We start from the raw sequence: 21,972 nt of genomic DNA on the forward strand, positions 1-21,972 counted from the left end.
AAAAGCACATTCACCGAAGTGAACATGCTTTTCAAAAATCTCCACCAATACAATTTGACAGAGACCCAAAAAAATCAGCAATCACGGCATAAAGCTGCATGATTACTGATTAATTGGTATTTATGGGTGGTCAGGGGATCGAACCCTGGACCCACGGATTAAGAGTCCGTTGCTCTGCCAGCTGAGCTAACCACCCATATCATTAACCGACTTAAATATATTATCATATATTTTCAGCATTGACAACCCGTCTTATAAATTTTTTTGCGTCAATCTGGCCGAGCTATTTGAAATGTAGTGCTGATTTTTACGACAGCTGTTTCATTGTGTGACAACTGATTCGTAGGCGCAAAAATAACCCACAGAACGAAAAGAATTCTTGGCAACCTTCTGTGAGTTAAGTATTTGCTGATTTATAATTGCTGATCTTCGACGTACTTTTGATAAAGCGGTAGGCAGGCAATCAGTTCTTCGTGAGTTCCCAAACCGGCAACGGTACCATCCTTAATAAAATAAATTTGGTCGGCATCTTTAATGGTCGAAAGACGATGAGCAACAATGACGATTCCCATTTGATCACGCAAATGATTAATGGACTGTTTGATAAACTTCTCTGATTCACTATCAAGCGCAGAGGTGAATTCATCTAAAATCAATAATTCGGGCTTGCGTAGAAGTGCCCGTGCTAACATTAAACGCTGTACCTGACCTCCAGAAAGATTACCGCTATTTTCTGTTACTGGCGTATCCAAACCGGCAGGTAAATTCTGAATAAAATCGAGCAAATAAGCTTGTTTTAAAGCAGCCTGAATTTCTTCCTCCGTAATCTTCTGGCCTTTTAAGCCAAATAGCAAGCTCTCACGCAGAGTTCGCCCAATGACACTTGTTTGTTGGGGAACATAACCAATTTTAGCTCGCCAAGTTTTTAAATTTAACTCCTGGACGTTGCGATCACCAAGAAGAACTTTACCGGTGGTTGGCTCATAAAAACGTTCCAAAAGAGAGATGATAGTTGATTTTCCGCCGCCACTGGGACCCACTAACGCCGTTAACTGATTATTTTCAAATCTTAAATTCAAATCCCTCAGTGTTTCTTTAGTTGGATTATATGAAAAACCAACGTTCTGAAAGACAATTGAAGTATCTTTTAAGGTGAAATTGGCCGCACCACTATAATCTTCTACCTGGAGAGCTAATAAGTCATTAAGGTGTTTAGCGGCTCCGTTGCTGGCTTGAAAATCGTTTATGACGTTTCCAACATTGGCAAACGGCGTGATGATCTGGAAAACAAATAGCAAAAAAGAAATTAAAGTACCGATTGTAATTGTTTTAACCGAAACTAAGTACCCGCCAAAACCAAAGATGATCAAAATGGTTGCCATAATTACCGTTGTCACCAGCGGGTCCATAATTGAATTGATTTTTGCGATTCGAATACCAAAAAGATAGAGATCGGTAACTTCGTGATTAATTTTTTCGGCTGTTTCTTGTTGTGCGTTGGAACTTTTCAAGAGTTTAATTTCTGAAAAATAGTTGGAGAGTTGGCCAACCAAGCCATTTGATTTGGCTTGGCTGGCCTCATAAGTCTGATTAGTTACATTTGAAATGGGAGAAATGAGCACCATTAAAAAAATGAGGGCGCAAAATACGACTAATGTTAATTGCCAACTCATGATACAAAGAAAAAATAAGGCACCGACGACGGACGTTAAGCCACTAACTACGTTTGGGAGAAGTCCTGACAAAAGTCGGTTAATCGTTTCAGTGTTCGTGACCACACTGCTGGCTAAATCCCCAGAGAGATCCTTACCAAGTACCTCTTGTTTAGCATTTAAAAGATGGCTGCTGACTTTTTGACGGATTTCCTTAACGGTCCGCTCTGCAAGTCGCGTTAGCAGGTAAAAAGAAAAGGCAGACAAAATTGCCTGAACAATTAAGGTAACCCCGATAGCCAAAATGTGAGTTAAATCGAACTCGGTTGCAAAGTTATCAATTAACCGTTTGGCCTGTAATGGCATGTATAAAAGGATGGCTGCTGAAGCAATTGATAAAACGCTGGCAAAAATGATCTGGGTTTTACTAAGTGTTAAGCCCTTCAATAATTGAAGTAGATTACTTTTTTTCATAGGCTTCCCCCTAAAGTTATTAGAATATGTCCCAGTTATAATGAACATCAAAAAGATGATTAACGCACCTATTGCAGTTAATAGTATACTTACAGGAAAATGATTGCAATTAATTTTTAATGCTTATATCACAAATTTATAACCTTATTTTAACTTTAAAAAATAGAAAGGCAAAAGATCTTTAAAATGGGTTCGGTTGATATTAGTCGACCCACGATTTTTAATTTGAAAGTGTAAGTGAATTGAAGAAGATACCGGATAATTGATAAGCTGACGTAAATCTGCTATTATGAAAGGCTGCGTAACTGCAGCAAGCGGAAAATCAAATTTTAAATTAAAGTGATGTAGCTATTGTGAAATTTGTCTACGCTAGCGTTAGTGTAACCGCTAAAACTCATGTGGTATAATAGAAACGCAATGTTTTCTAAATTATTTACCCAAAATTAGCTATTTAAAAACGACTCTGTTAAGGAGGAACTAAGTTTTATGCAAAAGATTTTAATTGTGGATGATGAAAAGCCGATTTCAGACATCGAAAAATTCAATTTAACTAAAGAAGGTTATGAAGTCATTACAGCCTATGATGGGGAAGAAGCCCTTGAAAAGGTCGAAGATGAACATCCTGACTTGATCTTGTTAGATCTTATGCTGCCTAAAATTGATGGGCTTGAAGTTGCCCGTCGCGTCCGTGCCAAGCACAGTATTCCGATCATTATGGTGACAGCTAAAGACTCTGAACTAGATAAGGTCGTTGGTCTAGAACTCGGTGCTGATGATTATGTCACCAAACCGTTCTCAAACCGGGAATTAATCGCCCGTGTGAAAGCCAATTTACGTCGGCAGGATCAGCTCGTAAGTTCAGAACAGGAAAGCAATGATATTAAAGTCGGTGATTTGGACATTAATCCAGATGCCTATGCTGTTTCTCGGCATGGTGAACAGCTCGACTTAACGCACCGCGAATTTGAATTACTGTATTACCTGGCACAGCATATGGGTCAGGTTATGACACGGGAGCACTTGTTGCAAACGGTATGGGGCTACGACTACTTCGGGGATGTTCGTACGGTCGATGTGACTGTCCGGCGTCTGCGGGAAAAAATTGAGGAAAACCCAAGTAATCCAGTTTATCTGGTTACGCGCCGTGGTGTGGGTTATTATTTACGGAATCCAGAAAATGAAAAATAATGGGAGCCATATTTGGTTATGAACAAAAAGACCCGTTTCTATCAATCGATAAACTTTAAAATAGCCTTGGTATTCGCCTTGTTATTAATGATAACATTGGAAATTGTCGGGGTTATTTTTGTACGTCAGTTGGAACAACAGAACTTAAATCAATTTAAAAGCCAAGTTCAACTGGGGACCTACGTTGATAATGCTATTTCTGATCAATTAGGGAAAAGTAACACCAGTTCAGCAAACAAACAAATTCAACAAATCATTTCCGATGTCAACAATACGAATATCACAGAAATTCGAGTGATTGATAGTAAGGGAACGGTACGTGCTTCAAGTGACTTAAATGAACAATCTTCCGTGGGGCAAAAAACAACCGACCGGGCAATTAAGAATGTGATTTATAACTCACGTTCTTACCAAGAGGTGACGTATGATCAGCAAAACCATAATCGCTACTATATTTCAATCATCCCTTTAATTAGCACCAGCGGGAATACGAATACAGTGGTCGGGGCGCTGTATATTCGGGCCAATTTGGAAAGCGTTTATGAAAACGTCAATGAAATCACCTTAATTTTCTTTGTGGCGGCCTCCTTTGCGATTGTCGTTGGCCTCCTGCTGGCAATTATTATTTCGCGGGCAATCACCCGACCAATTGAAGAAATGAAAAAACAGACGATGCGTATTGCCCGGGGAGATTATTCCGGGCATGTGCACGTATATGGAAAAGATGAGCTGGGACAATTGGCTTCAGCTGTCAATAACTTGTCAGTGCGGGTTGAAGAGGCTCAGGAATCGACTGAATCTGAGCAACGCCGATTGGATAGTGTTTTATCTCACATGACCGATGGCGTTATTGCGACCGATCGGCGGGGACGCATCACCATTGTGAACGACATGGCGTTGGATTTTTTGAGTGCTGATGCAGAACACACAGCGGGAAAATCCATTTTAGATGTGCTGAATATTCGCAACACATACACCCTTCGCGAGTTATTAGAAAATCAAGACGATATTGTTCTCGATTTTTCAACCAAAACGCAGGATCTAATTTTGCATGCTTCATTTGCTTTAATACAGCGGGAATCGGGCTTTATCAGCGGCTTAGTTTGCGTTTTGCATGATGTTACCGAGCAGCAAAAGATCGATCAGGATCGTAAACAATTTGTTTCCAACGTTTCTCATGAATTGCGGACGCCATTGACTAGTTTGAAAAGTTACATTGAGGCTTTGACAGACGGGGCCTGGAAGGATCCTAAGGTGGCCCCTCAGTTTTTGAAGGTTACGCAAGATGAAACGGATCGGATGATTCGAATGATCAATGATTTGCTGAGCCTTTCACGTATGGATTCTGGCACAGCCAAACTCGATTTGGAGCTTGTGAACTTGAATGAACTTTTTAATCATGTTTTAGACCGTTTTGACATGATTTTGAAAACAGACGATAATCCTGATAAAATCTATTCCATTAAACGAGAATTTACCCGCCGCGATTTGTGGGTTGAAGTTGATACAGATAAATTCCAGCAAGTTTTAGATAACCTAATGAATAATGCGATCAAGTACTCTCCAGATGGTGGGCAGATTACCTGTCGGTTGCTGGAGACACATAATCACGTGATTTTGAGTGTTTCTGACCAGGGATTAGGAATTCCTAAGAAGGACTTAACCCATGTTTTCGATCGGTTCTATCGGGTTGATAAAGCGCGCTCACGTGCTCAAGGTGGTACGGGCCTCGGATTGGCAATTTCAAAAGAAATTATTTCAATGCACGGCGGCCGAATTTGGGTAGATAGCAAAGAAGGTAAAGGGTCAATTTTCTATATTTCCTTACCTTATGAACCCTTAGATGAGGAGGATCAGTGGGAATGAGAGGAATGCGAACGAGTCGAATCTTAATTCATCTGGGACTCATTTTTGTGGTTCTCTTAAGTGTGGTCTTGTCCTGGTATATCTGGACAAACCCGGCGCGTTACGAGCGGACCAAACAGCAGCAGTCGGGACGCAACTCAACTAGTGTGATCCAAAATGAGCAGTCTAAAAAATCAGTTGGCGACATTTATTTACCCACGCAGGTGATCTATCGCCAGTCCAGTACCAATACAAATTTGCTTAATAATACCAATGTTAGTCTGACAGATTCCCTCCGAACAGCGATTGAAAAGTGGCATTTATTACGTGCTAGCCGGCAATCGGTCAATGATCAAAAAGCCTACCAGGCAATTGTGGATCAAAACGAAACCGTAATGCTGAAGTATCCAGACACGGTTACGGCTGGCATTTTTAATGATGCATTCAAACAGGATTTGCATATTAGTGGAAAAATCTCCCGCATCGTCTTCTCGGTTACCAAACGCAATGAAGTATACCTTTTAAACGATGAAAATTATGCTGTTTATAAAGTCCGGACCACGAATCAAGATCTTGTGCGGATTCGGGAATTGTTAAGCGGCAAAAATATTAGTAAGATGGCGGTTGCCGAAACACTATTTAATCATCAACTGATCACGGATTATCAAACACCGGTAAAAGTTCCTGGATATAGCTACCTGGTTAACAAACAAACCGCAGCGTACTTTGTTTCAACGCTGATGGATAGCGACAATGCCTCTTCGGTCGCCAGCAAGGAACAAGGGAATAAGACAATTTATACGGATAGTAACAAACGGATGAGCGTGAATAACAAACAGGGGACCGTGTCTTATGAAGATGCCTCGGGACAGCAATCTTACCATGAGTCAGCTAGCAAAGCCCTGTCACAGAGTTTTACCGTTTTAAAACAATTGGAAGTTTCACTGGATAATATGCGTTACTACAATTACAATTCTAAAAACAATGCGGTCGTTTATCGCAGTCATGTTGAAGGATTCCCAATTTTTAACCAGACCAACTATGGGACGGTTCAAGTTGAACTTACAGGTCCGCGGACGAAACAAATTAATTTCTCACTGTACAGCCTTCAAATTCCGGTGCCAACTGGTAAGCGGCAAACAACGTTACCGTCAACCCAGACGGTTCTACAAAACTTACAAGCTATAGGCTATAAGTTAAGTGAAGTTAAGGGAATTGAAATTGGCTACCAGTGGAAGACCGATCCAGCTAGCGATTTGGTGGTTAACTTAACCCCAACTTGGTATATAAATTATAAGAATAAGTGGCAAACCTATCAGACATTACTTGAATCACAGCCTTAAGGAGATGAAGACGCATGGATTTCAAAAGAATTGAATTAATCTTTTTGGTAGCCTTTGCGGCTTTGGACATTTTCTTAGTGATCTCCTTTTTCCAAAATGATTCAGATGTTCATTCCACGACCCAGGGTGCCAATCATAATGCCACCATTTTAAAGGAAATGCGCGATGATTCGATTACATTTTCTAAACCTTCGACTAAGAAGGGACAGGGGTATTATATTTCTACGCAAACGTCGGGAAACAAGCAATTGAAGAAAAAGATGCAGCGCTTAACGGGACAGTCTGCAAAAATGGTAAGTGGCGAAATCATTAGTACTTTCAACACACCCATTACTTTAAATACCAAGCATCCAGAACGAACATTGAACGCGGTTGTTAAAGATTATAATCAGATTGCAAATGGTAAGTATTATGAATATGACGCAGATATTTCGACGGATAGTCAGATTATTTACACGCAAAAATATGCCGGCAAGCGTATTTATTCCAAATCAGGGCAAATTCGCTTTAAGGTTAATAGTTCTGATCAGGTCGTTGGCTATACACAGGGATATCTAACGAATGCCAAACCGCTTCGAGAAAAGCAGGATACCATAAGCCAAGAACGTGCAATTATCTGGCTTTACCAGTATAATGAGGTGCCGAATGAGTCGGTCATTAAGTGGGCGCATTTAGGCTATTCCCGTCTATTAAGTATCCAGCGCGGCTCCGTTTACGTACCGACCTGGTATATTGCGGTTCATGGTAAGGGAAGTGCAGCTCTGCAGTATTACCGGATTAATGCCTTTACAGGGGTGATTATGAAGTATAATACGCAAGTGAAGTCTTCGAGCAGTGATGCTAGCAGCAACACCACGAATTCTGAAGATGACAGCAGTTTGCTAGATGCAGCGGTTTCCAGTTCAAAACAGGCCGTTGAATCAAGTACTGCCTCTAGTATTCGTTCCACCACCAATCGGAGCAGTTACAGTAACAGTAGTAGTACGGAGACGAGTGCCAGCACCACATCAACGATAACCAGCTCAAGCAGCACTTCATCAAGTAGCAGCAGTAGCAGCACGTTAGCTTCTAGCTCAACTTCATCTGAAGTTCAGTAAATACTTAATTTAAGTTCATTTTAGTAAGGAGTAAGGAAATTCATGAGTGATGATGATATGAAAATCAGTGTTTTAGCGAGCGGGAGTACCGGGAACGTGACCTACATTGAAACGCCCCAACACAAGATGTTAGTGGATGCGGGATTGAGTGGCAAAAAAATTGAGGGTTTAATGAATAGTATTGGTCGGGATCTCGCGGATGTTGATTCACTCTTTCTTACCCATGAACATACTGATCACATTAAAGGTGCTGGCGTGTTGGCACGGCGCTATAATCTAGACGTTTACGCCAATCAAGGGACATGGAATGCTATTACTCCTAAAATTGGGCCAATCCCTGAAGAAAAGAAAAATATTTTTGAAGCGGGCAAAACAAAATCATTTGGCGACATTGATGTGGAGAGTTTTGCAGTTTCTCATGATGCGGCAGAGCCTCAATTTTATGAATTTCATCATAATGGTAAAACGTTTGTGATTTTGACGGATACCGGTTACGTTTCAGAACGGGTTGAAGGGCAAATTGAGAATGCCGATGCCTATCTATTTGAAGTTAACCATGATGTTGAAATGTTACGAATGGGTGGGTACCCGTGGCCGCTCAAGCAGCGTATTTTGAGTGATCATGGGCATTTGTCCAATGAGGATGGCGCCAATGCCTTAATGGATGTCATGGGATATCATACGAAGAAAATTTTTCTCGGTCACCTTAGCTTGCATAATAATATGAAGGAACTTGCCCATTTAACGGTGGCTTCGATGATGAAGAACAAAGATCTAGCGGTTGGTCATGATTTCCAACTATTCGATACGGATCACGGAAAAGCAACCGGGTTAACGGCAATTTAGTAAAAATTATTAAAATCATTCATATTTTCATCACATTTTACTGTTATCCTGAAAATGGTTACAATAATAAGGTAAAGGGGGTCGGCGCGATCATTTGATCGCATATAGCTATGTTTAAAAACAAGGGATTATGGACAGTATTTCTTACAGCACTTGTTGCTGGTTTAATCAGTGGGGGAATTGCCTTTGGAACAGCTAATTACATTAGTAATCGGCAGTCAGAATCCTCAACTGCAGTACCAAGTGGTTCCAACAGTTCAGGTTCAACGAAGGTCAGCAACGTGAAGGTTAATGTCAGCAATCAATCTGAAAAAGCCTACAGCAGCATTAAAAATGCGGTTGTGACGGTCATTAACCTGAAGAAAGAAAGCTCAAATTCAAGTAACAGCTTATATGGTTCAATCTTCGGTGAGTCTTCCTCAAGTTCCAGTTCAAATTCTAATAAGCTAGAAACATACGCGGAAGGTTCTGGTGTGATCTACAAAAAGAGTGGCAATGCAGCTTACGTTGTTACCAATAATCACGTTATTTCTGGTTCTAATGCCGTTGAAATTATCATGAGCAATGGTAAAAAGGTTTCTGCTAAAGTTGTTGGTAAAGATTCAGTTACCGATTTAGCCGTTTTGAAAATTAATTCTTCAGTGGTCACCACAGTTGCAAGTTTTGGAGATTCCAACAATATTAAGGTTGGCGAAACAGCACTGGCAATTGGGTCACCGTTAGGTTCAGATTACGCAACGTCACTGACACAAGGGATTATTTCTGCTAAGAAGCGGACAGTTTCAACGACAAATGAAGCTGGTCAGGAAACGGGTGAAGCAACAGTTATCCAGACAGATGCAGCGATTAACTCGGGGAACTCTGGTGGTCCATTGATTAACTTAGCTGGGCAGGTTATTGGGATTAATTCCATGAAGCTTTCGAGCAGCTCTTCCGGGACTAGTGTTGAAGGAATGGGCTTCGCAATTCCTTCTAATGAAGTGGTCACGATCATTAACCAGTTGATTTCAAAAGGTAAAATTGTTCGTCCAGCATTAGGTGCATCTTTGATTGATTTGACTGATATTGTTGCTAGTCAACAAAAATCAGTGCTAAAGCTACCTTCAAAGGTAACGGAAGGCGCAGTTATTTACAAGACATATGCCGGCTCTCCTGCACGTAAAGCGGGCTTGAAGCAGTATGATGTTATTACCAAACTTGATGGGACTAAGATTACAAGTGTCGCAACCTTACGTGATAAGCTGTACAAGCTTAAAGTGGGCGACAAGGTCTCAATTGGCTGGTATCACAATGGCTCCTACAAGACAGCGACAATCCATCTGACAGAAACAACCAGCACACTAAATTCACAAGCGAAATAATATTCAATAAAAGAATAACGAAAGATGAAAATTCTGGCTAACAGGATTTTCATCTTTTTTTGTGGACCGAGATGATTGTTTAGGACAGTCTTTTTACTGGTGAGATCCCGGACATCACTGCGCAAAAAGAAATCTGACCATTCATGGATTAGGACGATGAGAAAGTAACGTCGATTGTCAAATAGAACAGTTCGTATCTTTGCGTTGTTTTTTATTTCGGAAAGTTAGTGTAGAATTATACACAGAAAATGCATAACAGTTACCGTAGTCTAAGTTTGACGATAAGTTTTAAATAGATTAGGGAAAGACCTTTATTTTTTGGCAGAAATGTGATTCCGAATTATTTTAAATATTCTAAAGAATTTCTTAAGGAAGTAAAGGATTTCAAAAGAATAAAGACGAACAATACCCGCGTTTAAGGGTTAAGATTGTTCAGTTGAAGTTTTAACTGTGAAAAACGTGTGTGGAAAACTGTGGATAACTTTGTGAATAACTCAAATGACTTTCTAAGCAGGTAACTGGAAACTAGGTATAATCAGCAAGAAAAAGTGTTGAAAAGTTATCCACAGGAAGGTGTGGATCTTGTGGATTAAATTTGTTTCACAAAAATATGGTTAGTACAAACGCCTAAATAGCAGGGTTTGCAGCTTGTGGATACGAACATGTGTTACTGTTGAAAACAGTGGATAACTAAATTATATGTTGACAAATTGTGAATGGCTTATGTTGTGTTAAGTGTTTTTCGAAACCTATATGTAGAAATTACAGTTATCAACCTGTGGATAACTTTGTGAATAACTTGTGTAAAGGATGGATTTTATGAACATCAAATTTGTAGTGGTGGGAAAACTCAAAGAGAAGTATTTTAAGCAAGGGATCGCCGAATATGCAAAAAGATTAACGAAATTTTGTAAATTCACGATTGTTGAAGTTCCCGATGAGAAGGCTCCTGAAACGCTAAGTAACGCAGAGGTAGCTGATGTTAAAGAAAAAGAAGGGCAAAGAATCCTTAGTAAGATTAAAGATCGTGAGTATGTCTATAGTTTGGAGATCTTGGGTAAGGAGTACTCGTCAGAGGAGTTTGCGCAGGAGATCGATCGGTTGGCAACGTACGGTCATTCTGATCTCACATTTGTGATTGGCGGGTCGCTTGGGTTGAGTCCAGAGGTGATCAAGCGAGCTAATGCCCACATTTCTTTTGGCCGCTTTACACTTCCCCACCAGCTCATGCGGTTGGTATTGGTAGAGCAGGTTTACCGCGCATTTATGATTAATGCTGGAAGTCCGTACCATAAATGAGGAAAAAGCTATTTAGAGAACATCACAGCCCCTGGTAAAGGATACTGGCATTAGTTTTAGTAATCGTATGACCACCATAGGCAGGTGCCCATACTGCGGGCGTCGGGATCGCATAGTTCGTTTAGATGAGTAGTTTAACAAAGGAGGGCCATTAAAATTCCCAAGTGTGTTTCGCACCTGGGATAATTTTTCATCGATATGGCACTTATAATTGACACTCTGCGTAAGTCGTTATCCACTTCCAGTGGCGTCACATATAAATGACACGAAAGGAACTAATATGAAGCATGTGCGTGAATATCGTTTAGCAAAAAAAGCTGTCTCAGTTGGAATTAGCAAGAAAAATAGGAGTAGCACGCCAAACGATTAATTTAATTGAAAATGACAAGTATAACCCATCCCTTGATTTGTGCTTAAAATTAGCCTGGGCGTTAGATGTGTTGTTTTGGAAGGAAGAAATTAAACGAAACGATCACGATTCAATCAGATTGCAGCGTACGTATGGGGGAATTGTCGGGCCATTAGCTAATCTCCTGTTTTTATTGCTGGCTTTGTGCTGGGGGGATGCAGCGGGTGCACCACGAAAAATTGGATGTTGTCAAAATTAGTGTTGCAAAACTAGCTGCTACTATGCGGCAAATTTATATTTCGGCGGCCTTAAACGGAATCATCATCGGTCTAATTTCACTAATGATGCTAGCACCGTTATCGAACTGGTCTTCTTTGTGACTGATCCGCTTAGCGTGTTAATATTTGTTCTTCTGATGGTGGTTATTGTCGGTGGCATGTCCAACACAGACCAGAAAAAGTTGCTTCACATCGTAAAAAGGTAAAAAAACAGGTAAAAAGCGACTCGCGCCCCTAGCAGCACAAATTGAGTTGAATAGCGTAAACATAACTAAAAACGAAAAGGAGAAAGGTAATTTCACCGTGAGCATTCGTAACCAAAATTACTAAAGGGATAAGGTGCTGTGACAGCCTAGAAAACTGTTTGATTCGTCCTTTGAATCATTTATTTTTTGTAGTTGAACGGAGAAGTCACTCTTTTCCCAGATTTCGACCATTAAGGTTCAAAGATAAAAAATGAGACCGGAAGTTCCCCGGTCTCTTTCTTCAAATCTAATCTCAAATAGGCGTTACTTCACAAAAGCCTGACGGAAGTCCAAAGCGCCACTAAATTTGTTATAGATCACGCCATGTAAATTGGACTTTACCAAGAGGCGCGATCGACTTTCATACAGAGGTGTCACTGCCTGATCTTTAAGCGCGGTTTGGGCTGCTTGCATCAGATCTTGATAACGAACGGATGAATTAGTGGCATCCGCTCCTGCAGCGGCATTCATGGCTGTATCATAAGCTTTACTTTGATAATGGCCCATGTTGGAATTGCTGCTCGAAGTTAGGATTGTCAGTACCTGACTCGGATCCGCGAAGTCCATCCCCCAGCTCGTAAGATTAAGCTGGAAATCTCCTTGCGAAACCTTCGTCAGCATCGATGGAAACGGCATGCTGCGCACATTGACCTTTATATTCTTCAGATGATTTGTCAATTGGCCTTGAATATAATCCGCTGCGTGTTGACTGGTGTCATCGTTCGCACAAGTAATTGTTAAGGTAATCTGTTTTTGCCCTAATTGCTTCTGCGCTTGTTGGTACAGCTTTTGTGCCTGTGGGATGTTAGTATCAACAGTATTTTTGGTGTAGGCGTCATCCACGAAATCAGTTCCGGTTTGCGGATTTTTAAGCATGTTGCGGACACCAAATGTCTTCGCTGCTGTTGAGCCGTTTTCTAAAATTTTCGTGACAAGTTGCTGACGATTAATCGTCAAGGAAACTGCAGTCCGTAGTGCTTTGTTTGCGGCAACTTTGTTTTTTTCATTATACTGGATAAATCCAACGCGCCCAGAAGATAATGTCTTTAATTCTGGATTGTTTTTATTTTGAACGTTTTGTTCACCAGCCAATGTCACCATGGCCAACTTGTTTGCCTGGTAGAGATTGTAGGCGGTTGCCGTTGTTTTGATCACTTGATGGTTAATTCGCTGTAATTTTACCGTCTTTTTTGCGCGGTACGTTGTTTTTTTTACCAAACTCCAAGTGTCATTAGTTCCGTTCCGGCCCTTCAAGACAAAGGGACCATTATAAACGGTTTTATTTGCCGCCGTGCCATATTTTGAACCGAATTTTTGAACAATTTTTTGATTGATGGGATAAAAAGTTGTTCCTGCCAATAACTTTTTAAAATAAGGAATTGGCTTGCTTAAAGTCACTTTCAGTTGGTACCTGTTGAGGGCCTGGACACCCAAAGTCTGAGAAGATTTTTTACCGACCATAATGGCATTCGCGTTTTTAAAATTAGCAAATAAGTAAGTGAATTCTGACTTAGTTTTCGGATCCAGCGTACGTTTCCAGGAATAAACGAAATTGGCTGCCGTCACCGGATCACCATTGCTCCAGCGGCCAGTGTGGCGCAAATCAATGACATAGGTTTTGCCATGATTTGAAACCGTTGTTTTACTTGCTAGGGCGTTTACTGGCTGACTATTTTTGTTCAACCGATACAGCCCCTCGTCCACCTGGCTTAACTGGGCGCTGGAGACGCCATCCGTAATCTTTGAGGCATCCAAACTCGTTAAGTTTGTGGTTTCGTACAAATTAATTTTTTGTGCGGGTGCTTGGTTGGTTTGATTCGAATGGGCACGCACACCAAAACTAACCCCACCGATAAGAATAATGCCCGCAATAAGTAAACTCTTTTTGTTTGTAAAAATGCTCATGATTTATCTCCTCCAAATAAGTTGCGTGATTATTTCTGAATAAATGCCATGAGCTTTGCCATCGTTTGCCAACCATACATAACACCCCGTTTTTTTGTAATCAAAAAACCGCCCATAACAGCCAATGTGTTAAGGACGGTCTTTTAACCGCGGTGCCACCTTAATTGCGTGTCCTTAGGTTCGCGAAAAGCCTAATCCACGCCTACTTACTGGAGAACCAACATTCTCTGGACAACTGACGTATGTCGCACGTCTTTTCGTACTTTCGAAATTTCGGAAAAGCCCTCGGTGGTCCATTTAACTACCTGCGTTCGGTCATACTCTCAGCGACGATGACTCTCTTTGCGTGCACAATAATCTTGATCTCCACCTCATCGGTTTATAAGGACGATTTTTAATTGCAATAAGCATACAGCGAACCCCAATATCTGTCAACCAGAAATTAAAAATTAATTTGATGGTAAAAATGTTTATAATAAAAGAGAATCAAATTGGGGGGAGTCAGCATGTTCTTTAAAACATCCAAAAAATTAGTCATGATGGCAATGCTGATTGTGATTCTTTTGGCAATTGGTGTTACAGCCTTGGTGGATCGAAATCGTCAGGTGGCTAGTAACTACCGGCAAACCCGAATACCGACCCTATTTTTTCACGGCTGGGGCAGTAGTTATCATGCTGAACAACATATGGTAAGTGCTATTCGTCGTACGCACGCCACAAACGGTGTCATTCGTGCCGAAGTTAGCAAAACAGGTAAGGTAACGCTGGTGGGTAGGTTACCCAAAAAGGCAGTTAATCCAATTGTGATGGTGAATTATCAAAATAGCCGGGAGCCCAATTACCGGGTTACTGCAAAGTGGGTTCTCAACGTTTTACAGCGATTGCAAGCAACCTATCACTTTAAAGAATTTAATACAGTTTCGCATTCAGCAGGAAATGAAGCGGTTCTCTATTATCTCGCTGATGATGCCCCTAACCATCCGGAGTTGCCGCGTTTGAACCGGGAAATTAATTTGGCGGCACACTTTGCGGGGATCCGGGGGTACGATGCAGTCAAACATAATACCGTGAACGCACAGGGAAAACCGCGCCATATGATTGCGACCTATCAGGCGCTGCTGAAACTGAGAAAAACTTATCCGCGGCAGGCGGCCGTTTTAAATATTTATGGCAATATTGGCGATCACAGTGATGGCGTAGTTCAAAACTATTCCTCTAAATCCTTGCGCTATCTGGTAGCAAACCGAGCTGCATCTTATCAAGAGCTCGAAATAAAAGGAAAACGGGCGCAGCATAGCAAACTGCATACTAACGCCACGGTCGATCATGCGATTGTAAAATTCTTATGGCAGAAATAGATTTAATTTTAGGTTTAAAATTACCCCTGAAGAAAGCCTGAGAATGAACTTGAAAGAACAAGAGGGAAGACTATGAAACACATTGTAGCAGGAATCGTAGCACACGTAGATTCCGGTAAAACAACACTTTCAGAAGCCATGCTTTATCAAGCAGGTGTATTAAGGAAACTAGGGCGAGTGGATAATGGGGATGCTTTTTTGGATCCGGATACGTTAGAAAAAGAACATGGCATTACCATCTTTTCGCATCAAGCAAATCTTAAGTACAATGAACTTAATTTAACGTTGCTTGACACCCCGGGACACGTGGATTTTGCGGCACAAACAGAACAAGTCCTAAGTGTGTTAGATTACGCTATTTTAGTGGTTTCGGCCGCAGATGGTGTGCAAGGGTACACCCGAACACTGTGGCGCCTGCTCGCACGGTATCAGGTGCCTACTTTTATTTTTATCAATAAGATGGACACGTCAGATAGGCAACAGGATCAGATTCTAACGCAGCTACAGTCCGATCTTTCTGGTGGATGTTTAGATTTCACACCGCAAACTAGCGCCCAGACTTTAATGCCAAATACAATCGAGGAAATTGCCATGCGCGATGATACTGTTTTGACGCAGTTTTTGGAAACGGGGAAGCTTACTGATCACACTATTTGTCGTTTGATTAACCAACGTAAAGTTTTTCCTTGTTATTTCGGCGCAGCACTAAAACTTTCTGGAGTGACGGAATTGATGACGGGTTTAGCTCACTGGGGGCAAGAACCGGCCAGAGAAACCAAGTTTGGTGCACGGGTTTTTAAAATTTCGCATGACGTAAAGGGACAGCGTTTAACGTGGATTCGGGTTGTCGGTGGCAGCCTCCATGCTAAAGATATGGTGGTTGATGATCAAAAGGCGGATCAACTTCGTGTGTATAACGGTACGAAATTTACGTTACAGTCGGAAGTAGCGGCGGGGCAGGTTTGTGCGATTACCGGATTGACTACGACTTATCCCGGACAAGGATTAGGTGAGTTACCGGATGAAATGGCGCCCAGTATGCAGCCAGTTCTCAACTATGCACTCGATCCTAAAGAAAATGATCTCCATGTGTGCTTGATGGCACTGCAACAGCTGGAAGATGAAGATCCGCAGCTGCACGTGTCGTGGTCGCCGCACTTACAAGAAATTCGGGTCCAAATCATGGGCGAAATTCAGTTAGAGATTCTTCAACAACTATTGTTCACGCGTTTTAACCTCGATGTCGGTTTTGATCAGGGAAGCATCTTATATCAAGAAACGATTCAACAACCAGTTGAGGGGGTCGGGCATTTCGAGCCTTTGCGGCACTATTCTGAAGTTCATTTATTGTTACAACCTTTGCCCCGAGGAACGGGACTACAGTTTGCAACACAGTGTTCTCTGGATATTCTGGCGAATAATTGGCAACAACAAGTTTTAACGAGTTTGCGGGCAAAAGAACATTTGGGTGTGTTAACAGGAGCACCCCTGACAGACATAAAAATAACTCTTGTGACAGGAAAAGCAAGTAACGTGCATTCGGTGGGTGGCGATTTCCGTGAAGCCACTTGGCGGGCTGTCCGGCAAGGGTTGATGATGCTTAGACAAGCAGGAAAATATGAACTTTTAGAACCGTGGTATCAATTTCGTTTAGAAATTCAACAAGACCAAGTCGGTCGTGCGATGACTGATATTGAGCGGATGCACGGGTCTTTTGAAGCGCCGACAACCGCAGGGGATCTTCAGCAGACCATGTCCGTTTTGACAGGGGAGGCTCCGGTTGCTGAAATGCAGGGGTACGCTAAGGAAGTACGGGCATATACACATGGTCAAGGGCAGCTCGAGTGTTTGGTTGCCGGGTATCGGCCGTGTCACGATGCGCAGGAAATTATCTCTGCCTCTGATTACCAACCGGTGGCAGATCTTAAGAATACACCAGATTCGGTTTTTTGTGCGCATGGGGCTGGATATCCGGTGCCTTGGGATCAAGTGCCAACAATGGCGCACGTGGCGTATGGATATCAAAAATAAAAAAGTGAGTTATTAGGAGGAGTTGCACGTGGAACTTTACAAAATAAATGACCAATCCTTAAAGAAAATTAGTGGTAGTACCTTTGACATAGAGCGAAGTTTGCAAAACATTGTGGAGAATAATCTGGAGGTTGTCTTTGGGATTGATTTTGTGGCTAGCGAATTTAGTGTTAGTAACTATCGTTTGGATACAGTGGGATATGACAAGGACCTCAATGCATTCGTGATTATTGAATATAAAAGAGATTCAAAAGATAGTGTTATTGATCAGGGATTTGCCTATTTAAATACATTGTTATCAAGTAAAGCAGATTTTGTTTTAAAATATAATGAAGTTTTTTCCGCTCGAAAAAAAACAGAAGAGTTTGACTGGTCACAGTCTAAAGTTATTTTTGTGGCAGGAAGTTTTACGCCATATCAAATTGATGCGGCGAATAACCCGAGCTTACCGATTGAACTGTATGAAGCGCGTAAATATAAAAATAATTACATGACACTCAATCAAATAAAGAAAACTGGAAAAGCCTTCAAACTTTTGCAGAATAAAAGAAATATAAAGAAAAAACCTCAGAAAAAACCAAATGAGGTTGAAAATGTGCTTGATATCGAAGTACCTACGGAAGAACGTTTATTAGAAAGTAGTAACGAAACAGTTCAAGACCTCTATCAGAGAATGAAGGCGACTTTGTTAGAATGGGATCCTTCATTTGAGATTAAACCGACCAAATATTATATTGGCTTTCGGCTAAATCATCATAATGTAATTGATTTTTTACCTCAAAATAGAGCGTTAAAAGTGTGGCTTAATTTAACCAAAGATACTTTAAATGATCCAGAAAACCTAACAAGGGATGTCAGTCAAACGGGCCACTGGGGCAATGGTGATTATGAATTAAAACTTACTAACGATGAACAGTTAGAGTATATTTTGAGTTTAATGAAACAGGCCTGGCGAACGCACAGTAATTCAGGTGATGATTAAGTGAAAATAAGAATCATTGGTCCAGTAGGTAGCGGGAAAACCACTTTGGCTAATCGATTGAGTCTTAAGTATCAAATTCCAGTTACTTCACTGGATGATTTAAATTGGATCCGCCGGCCACAAGGCGATGTGCATCGTACTATAGAACAAAGGAATCGCCTCCTTAACGAGGTTCTAAAGCAGAAAGACTGGATTATTGAAGGAGTTCAGTATCGCTATGGGCAAGAATCTTTTGCGGATGCAGACATTATTTATTTTAAAGATGTTAGGCACTTGCGTAATTTGTTTTATTTGTGGAAACGTTACGTTCGGGCACGGTTTAAAAAGGGTGCCCGCCAGTACCGCCAGATTCGTATCTTTTTAAAGTGGGAACATCATTTTCATCAAAAAGAACGCGCCGAAATCAGACAACTCTTGGAACCGTATACTGAAAAAGTTGTGGTTTTAAAAAAGTAGGTTTTTCTTGCGACTTGTGGTCATTTTTACAAAGTTATATTTGTCATTGAGGAGTACAATTGGGATTAGTACCACTATTTTACATAAAAGGACTTGATTGTATTGAAAATTCAAGAAGGTTACATGCCGTTTCATGAATATAAAACCTACTATCGAATTGTAGGCGAACCTAGTAAAGACAAAGCGCCGCTACTTTTAATTCACGGTGGTCCCGGATCGTCACATAATTATTTTGAGTTAATGGATGATTATGCAGAGACGGGGCGGCAGTTGATTATGTACGATCAGGTTGGCTGTGGAAAATCATCATTGCCAGAAGATCCTGCCGTTTATGTGAAGGAAACCTGGGCTGAAGAGCTGATTGCCTTGCGCAAATATTTGCACCTAGACGAAGTTCACATGTTGGGCCAATCTTGGGGTGGTATGCTGGAAATGTATTATCTTACCAGCTTTGATCCGCAAGGAATTAAGAGTGTCATGATTGATGGCTCCCCAGCTTCGATTAAATTGTGGACACAAGAGCAACACCGGTTGATTTCTTATTTAAGTTATGAGGATCGCCAGGCCATTGCGGAAGCAGAACGAACAGGCAACTTTAGCGATCCCAAGTATTTAGCGGCGAATGATCGCTATATGGAACGTTATTGTTGGGATGATCCCGATGAGAATTCACCGGAACCACTTCGTCGGCCTACCAATGGCAAACGGGCAAGTTTAATTGCTGAGGGACCGAATGAATTTACTGAAAATGGAACCATCAGTGATTTTGATGTGACCGATCAGCTTAAAAATATTCATGTACCAGTGCTCGTTACGAATGGGACGGACGATCTGTGTACGCCATTGATTGCCAAATCAGTTTATGATCACATCCCAGGAGCCAAGTGGCATTTATTTGCGAATAGCCGCCATCTAGCGCTACTTGATCAGCATGATGAGTTTATTCACGTTTTGGATAATTGGTTGGCTGAGAACGACTAAAAAAAGAGACAGTATTAATTTTAATTAAAAATTAACGCTGCCTTTTTAATCTATCAACTTTATGCTGGCGAAAAACGCTATCCTTAATTGTGAGGAGTACCGCTGAGATCCTGATGAATGCTGATGGCATGTTGAATCGCCATACCAACTTCAACACACGTTGCAGCTAGCAAAAAGTTTCGATTAGCCTGCTGTTCTTTAGGATCATGATTGTAACGCGTATTTTTAATAGCGGAGGCCAAGGCTAAGGAACACGAAAGTAAACCGAGCCCAGTAATTGCAACCTTTTGATGCCAATAATCATTTTCCATTTTGTGCCCTTCTTTTCTATAAAATAAGTTAAAAAATCCACCCTCAGCATACGCCTATTCTGATGAAATTACTTTAAAATTTGGCAGATTTTAAAATGAATAATTGCGGTAAAAAAGGATAAAATTATCAGTGAAAATAAATTAATGAGGTGTCGAAACTTGCTAATCAATTCAACCAAAAAAGCACTCCCAATTTTTAATAAATTAGTTAAAGTGGAAAATGCAGAAACGGCAAAACAATTTGCAAAAGCAAATCCATTATTTTCTTGGCATGCAAATTATTTTACCAGGAATCGCAAAAAAGTCCTCTTACTGATCAATGATCTCACGTATGCGATCGTTGTACTTTATGATATCAATGCGAAAAACAAGATGAATCTAGATAAATATATCTTTGAAGGGATTCATGAAGCATTTAAAATTTGTGGCATTTCAGAAGACCAAATAGCGTCGTACTTTAAGCTTGCCGAAAAGATACAAGTTGGTGCTGGTTTTAACCGACAGGCAACAGGGGCACTGACAAATCTTATTATGATTTTTGAAGATAACGTGCCACTTTTTCCGGATGAACTTATTCAAGAAGCACTGATGAGTCACATGATGAAGGTTCCTTTCCAACACAAAAAATATGTATTTGCCAATGAAGCCGTACAGGCAGCCTTTAAGGAAAAATTAAAAATTATACAACCAGGAGACTCAAATTTTAACGCGAATTCTTATCATTTTGAAAAAACTTGGAAAAACTATCATCAATGGGATAAATACGAAGCTGATCAGTCTCTGTTTGATGATAGTAGCAAATATGATCAATTTATCAAAGAAGTCCAAACTAATAATAAGTTACTGTTAGAATCGTTTCGTAAGTATTTGACAGAATCGGAGGGACTCAGCAAAAAAGTTGTTAATAGGCATGTGAATCAGGCGACAATATTCATTAACGAGTTTTTGCTTTATCACGCGATGAAGACCCCGCTAGGATTTTATGATGAGGTGGATGACTATTTAGGATATTGGTTCCCAGAAAAAGTTGCCTATACCATTGCTGATATAAAGAGTAGTGCTACATCAATAAAAAAACTATTGAAGTTTATGGTCATGGCCGGCGAAATTGAACAAAGTGATGCCGTTGAGATTAAAATGCTCATCTCTGATGGCGTGGAAATAGGCAGTGATTTTTTACAATCAAGTCATGATTTTTATGATGGCTGGGAGTGAAAAGAATTATGAAAAAAAGAACCAAAATATGGCTTGGAATCGTCACCCTGATTATTGTTCTCGGGTTAGGTGGCTGGGGTTTTCTGCGATCTCAAGTTTATCAGCCAAGCACAGCTGCACAGCAAGTTGAAAACCAAGCGACAATTAAAAATGGTACCCTAGTGTTTCCCGTGAAACTTTCGACAAAGCCCACAGTTATTTTTTATCCAGGGGCCCTAGTTGAACCAGGTAGTTACAGCATTTGGGCCAAGAAAGTGAGTGATGCCGGGTATCGGGTTTCCATCGTTCGCTTTCCGTTAGACCTAGCCGTGTTGGCACCCAATAAGGCTGCTAGCGTCACTAAAGGGGCTACTCATGGCTATGTCATTGGCGGGCATTCTTTAGGGGGTGTGATGGCAAGTCGTTACGCGAAAGCACATTCTCGGCGGTTAAAGGGGGTATTCTTCTTAGCAAGTTATCCTGATCAAAAGGGAAATTTGCGAGCGACAACGGTTCCGGTGCTGTCCATTGCAGCCAGTCGGGATGGTGTCCTGAACTGGACTGCCTACAAAAAAGCCAAGGCTAAGCTACCCAAATCGACCCAGTACACCATGATCACTGGCGGTAATCATGCCGGCTTTGGGAGTTATGGAAAGCAAAAGGGAGATAACTCGGCAACGATCAGTAATCGTAACCAGCAGCGCCAAGTGGCACAAGATTTAATTAGATGGTTAAATCGGTTGCCTAATTCCTAAGCTTAATTTAACTTCAAAAAAG

The 21,972-nt window shown here is 41.0% G+C and carries 17 protein-coding genes, 1 tRNA gene and 1 pseudogene; 15 read left to right on the plus strand and 4 right to left on the minus strand.

Annotation, left to right across the window (positions count from 1 at the left end; genetic code table 11):
• Nucleotides 1–123: 123 nt before the first annotated feature.
• A tRNA-Lys gene (locus ACLJJ6_RS10265) sits at nucleotides 124–196 on the minus strand.
• A gap of 217 nt (nucleotides 197–413) precedes the next feature.
• Nucleotides 414–2,126: an ABC transporter ATP-binding protein gene (locus ACLJJ6_RS10270; RefSeq protein WP_412989343.1), complete on the minus strand. Its 1,713-nt coding sequence runs from the start codon at nucleotides 2,124–2,126 to the stop codon at nucleotides 414–416.
• Nucleotides 2,127–2,612: 486 nt separating this feature from the next.
• Between ACLJJ6_RS10270 and yycF the strand changes: the two genes are divergently transcribed.
• The 8 genes and pseudogenes from yycF to ACLJJ6_RS10310 all read left to right on the plus strand — a co-directional run.
• Nucleotides 2,613–3,314, plus strand: coding sequence for a response regulator YycF (gene yycF / locus ACLJJ6_RS10275; protein ID WP_412989344.1), 702 nt, complete (start codon nucleotides 2,613–2,615; stop codon nucleotides 3,312–3,314).
• An 18-nt stretch (nucleotides 3,315–3,332) separates the two neighbouring features.
• A complete protein-coding gene (gene walK, locus ACLJJ6_RS10280) occupies nucleotides 3,333–5,180 on the plus strand; it encodes a cell wall metabolism sensor histidine kinase WalK (protein WP_412989345.1) in 1,848 nt (615 codons plus the stop codon).
• A complete protein-coding gene (locus ACLJJ6_RS10285) occupies nucleotides 5,177–6,502 on the plus strand; it encodes a YycH family regulatory protein (protein WP_412989346.1) in 1,326 nt (441 codons plus the stop codon). Before walK ends, ACLJJ6_RS10285 begins: the two co-directional genes overlap by 4 nt.
• A 14-nt stretch (nucleotides 6,503–6,516) precedes the next feature.
• A complete protein-coding gene (locus ACLJJ6_RS10290; protein WP_412989347.1) occupies nucleotides 6,517–7,599 on the plus strand; it encodes a two-component system regulatory protein YycI in 1,083 nt (360 codons plus the stop codon).
• 42 nt (nucleotides 7,600–7,641) lie between these two features.
• A complete protein-coding gene (locus ACLJJ6_RS10295; protein WP_412989348.1) occupies nucleotides 7,642–8,445 on the plus strand; it encodes an MBL fold metallo-hydrolase in 804 nt (267 codons plus the stop codon).
• Nucleotides 8,446–8,555: 110 nt separating this feature from the next.
• Complete coding sequence (locus ACLJJ6_RS10300) at nucleotides 8,556–9,806, plus strand: S1C family serine protease (protein WP_412989349.1); 1,251 nt, start codon at nucleotides 8,556–8,558, stop codon at nucleotides 9,804–9,806.
• An 819-nt stretch (nucleotides 9,807–10,625) separates the two neighbouring features.
• The gene (gene rlmH, locus ACLJJ6_RS10305; RefSeq protein WP_412989350.1) at nucleotides 10,626–11,105 is read left to right on the plus strand and encodes a 23S rRNA (pseudouridine(1915)-N(3))-methyltransferase RlmH; all 480 of its coding nucleotides are present in this window, start codon (nucleotides 10,626–10,628) and stop codon (nucleotides 11,103–11,105) included.
• Nucleotides 11,106–11,385: 280 nt separating this feature from the next.
• A pseudogene (locus ACLJJ6_RS10310) lies at nucleotides 11,386–11,563 on the plus strand (helix-turn-helix transcriptional regulator); the annotation flags it as partial.
• Between the two features lie 678 nt (nucleotides 11,564–12,241).
• Here the strand turns inward: ACLJJ6_RS10310 and ACLJJ6_RS10315 are convergent.
• On the minus strand, nucleotides 12,242–13,882 hold the full coding sequence (locus ACLJJ6_RS10315) for a peptide ABC transporter substrate-binding protein (RefSeq protein ID WP_412989351.1): 1,641 nt from the start codon (nucleotides 13,880–13,882) through the stop codon (nucleotides 12,242–12,244).
• A 506-nt stretch (nucleotides 13,883–14,388) separates the two neighbouring features.
• Between ACLJJ6_RS10315 and ACLJJ6_RS10320 the strand changes: the two genes are divergently transcribed.
• From ACLJJ6_RS10320 to pepI, 5 genes are all read left to right on the plus strand, one after another.
• On the plus strand, nucleotides 14,389–15,240 hold the full coding sequence (locus tag ACLJJ6_RS10320) for an alpha/beta hydrolase (RefSeq protein WP_412989352.1): 852 nt from the start codon (nucleotides 14,389–14,391) through the stop codon (nucleotides 15,238–15,240).
• A gap of 72 nt (nucleotides 15,241–15,312) precedes the next feature.
• Nucleotides 15,313–17,271 (plus strand): GTP-binding protein, encoded by a 1,959-nt coding sequence (locus ACLJJ6_RS10325; RefSeq protein ID WP_412989353.1) that lies wholly within the window; start codon nucleotides 15,313–15,315, stop codon nucleotides 17,269–17,271.
• 28 nt (nucleotides 17,272–17,299) lie between these two features.
• On the plus strand, nucleotides 17,300–18,253 hold the full coding sequence (locus ACLJJ6_RS10330; RefSeq protein ID WP_412989354.1) for a DUF5655 domain-containing protein: 954 nt from the start codon (nucleotides 17,300–17,302) through the stop codon (nucleotides 18,251–18,253).
• Entirely contained in the window at nucleotides 18,254–18,709 is a 456-nt protein-coding gene (locus tag ACLJJ6_RS10335) for a DNA topology modulation protein FlaR (protein WP_412989355.1), read from the plus strand. It abuts the gene before it with no gap.
• A 102-nt stretch (nucleotides 18,710–18,811) separates the two neighbouring features.
• Nucleotides 18,812–19,690 carry a proline iminopeptidase gene (gene pepI, locus ACLJJ6_RS10340; RefSeq protein ID WP_412989356.1) on the plus strand — a complete coding sequence of 293 codons (879 nt, stop codon included), beginning with the start codon at nucleotides 18,812–18,814 and terminating at the stop codon, nucleotides 19,688–19,690.
• Nucleotides 19,691–19,773: 83 nt separating this feature from the next.
• On the opposite strand, the gene ACLJJ6_RS10345 is transcribed toward pepI, so the two are convergent.
• The gene (locus tag ACLJJ6_RS10345) at nucleotides 19,774–20,001 is read right to left on the minus strand and encodes a hypothetical protein (protein WP_412989357.1); all 228 of its coding nucleotides are present in this window, start codon (nucleotides 19,999–20,001) and stop codon (nucleotides 19,774–19,776) included.
• A 159-nt stretch (nucleotides 20,002–20,160) separates the two neighbouring features.
• On the opposite strand from ACLJJ6_RS10345, the gene ACLJJ6_RS10350 reads away from it, so the two are divergent.
• A complete protein-coding gene (locus tag ACLJJ6_RS10350) occupies nucleotides 20,161–21,216 on the plus strand; it encodes a DUF6933 domain-containing protein (protein ID WP_412989358.1) in 1,056 nt (351 codons plus the stop codon).
• An 8-nt stretch (nucleotides 21,217–21,224) separates the two neighbouring features.
• Complete coding sequence (locus ACLJJ6_RS10355) at nucleotides 21,225–21,950, plus strand: alpha/beta hydrolase (RefSeq protein WP_412989359.1); 726 nt, start codon at nucleotides 21,225–21,227, stop codon at nucleotides 21,948–21,950.
• Nucleotides 21,951–21,972: the final 22 nt, after the last annotated feature.

It is taken from the genome of Pediococcus siamensis (assembly GCF_047220215.1).
Lineage (GTDB): Bacteria > Bacillota > Bacilli > Lactobacillales > Lactobacillaceae > Pediococcus > Pediococcus siamensis.

What these genes read in the sequence shown, in the direction of transcription:
- ACLJJ6_RS10270 (WP_412989343.1), bottom strand. Translation starts at nt 2,126, where the DNA reads ATGAAAAAAAGTAATCTACTTCAATTATTGAAGGGCTTAACACTTAGT.
- yycF (WP_412989344.1), top strand. Translation starts at nt 2,613, where the DNA reads ATGCAAAAGATTTTAATTGTGGATGATGAAAAGCCGATTTCAGACATC.
- walK (WP_412989345.1), top strand. Translation starts at nt 3,333, where the DNA reads ATGAACAAAAAGACCCGTTTCTATCAATCGATAAACTTTAAAATAGCC.
- ACLJJ6_RS10285 (WP_412989346.1), top strand. Translation starts at nt 5,177, where the DNA reads ATGAGAGGAATGCGAACGAGTCGAATCTTAATTCATCTGGGACTCATT.
- ACLJJ6_RS10290 (WP_412989347.1), top strand. Translation starts at nt 6,517, where the DNA reads ATGGATTTCAAAAGAATTGAATTAATCTTTTTGGTAGCCTTTGCGGCT.
- ACLJJ6_RS10295 (WP_412989348.1), top strand. Translation starts at nt 7,642, where the DNA reads ATGAGTGATGATGATATGAAAATCAGTGTTTTAGCGAGCGGGAGTACC.
- ACLJJ6_RS10300 (WP_412989349.1), top strand. Translation starts at nt 8,556, where the DNA reads ATGTTTAAAAACAAGGGATTATGGACAGTATTTCTTACAGCACTTGTT.
- rlmH (WP_412989350.1), top strand. Translation starts at nt 10,626, where the DNA reads ATGAACATCAAATTTGTAGTGGTGGGAAAACTCAAAGAGAAGTATTTT.
- ACLJJ6_RS10315 (WP_412989351.1), bottom strand. Translation starts at nt 13,882, where the DNA reads ATGAGCATTTTTACAAACAAAAAGAGTTTACTTATTGCGGGCATTATT.
- ACLJJ6_RS10320 (WP_412989352.1), top strand. Translation starts at nt 14,389, where the DNA reads ATGTTCTTTAAAACATCCAAAAAATTAGTCATGATGGCAATGCTGATT.
- ACLJJ6_RS10325 (WP_412989353.1), top strand. Translation starts at nt 15,313, where the DNA reads ATGAAACACATTGTAGCAGGAATCGTAGCACACGTAGATTCCGGTAAA.
- ACLJJ6_RS10345 (WP_412989357.1), bottom strand. Translation starts at nt 20,001, where the DNA reads ATGGAAAATGATTATTGGCATCAAAAGGTTGCAATTACTGGGCTCGGT.
- ACLJJ6_RS10355 (WP_412989359.1), top strand. Translation starts at nt 21,225, where the DNA reads ATGAAAAAAAGAACCAAAATATGGCTTGGAATCGTCACCCTGATTATT.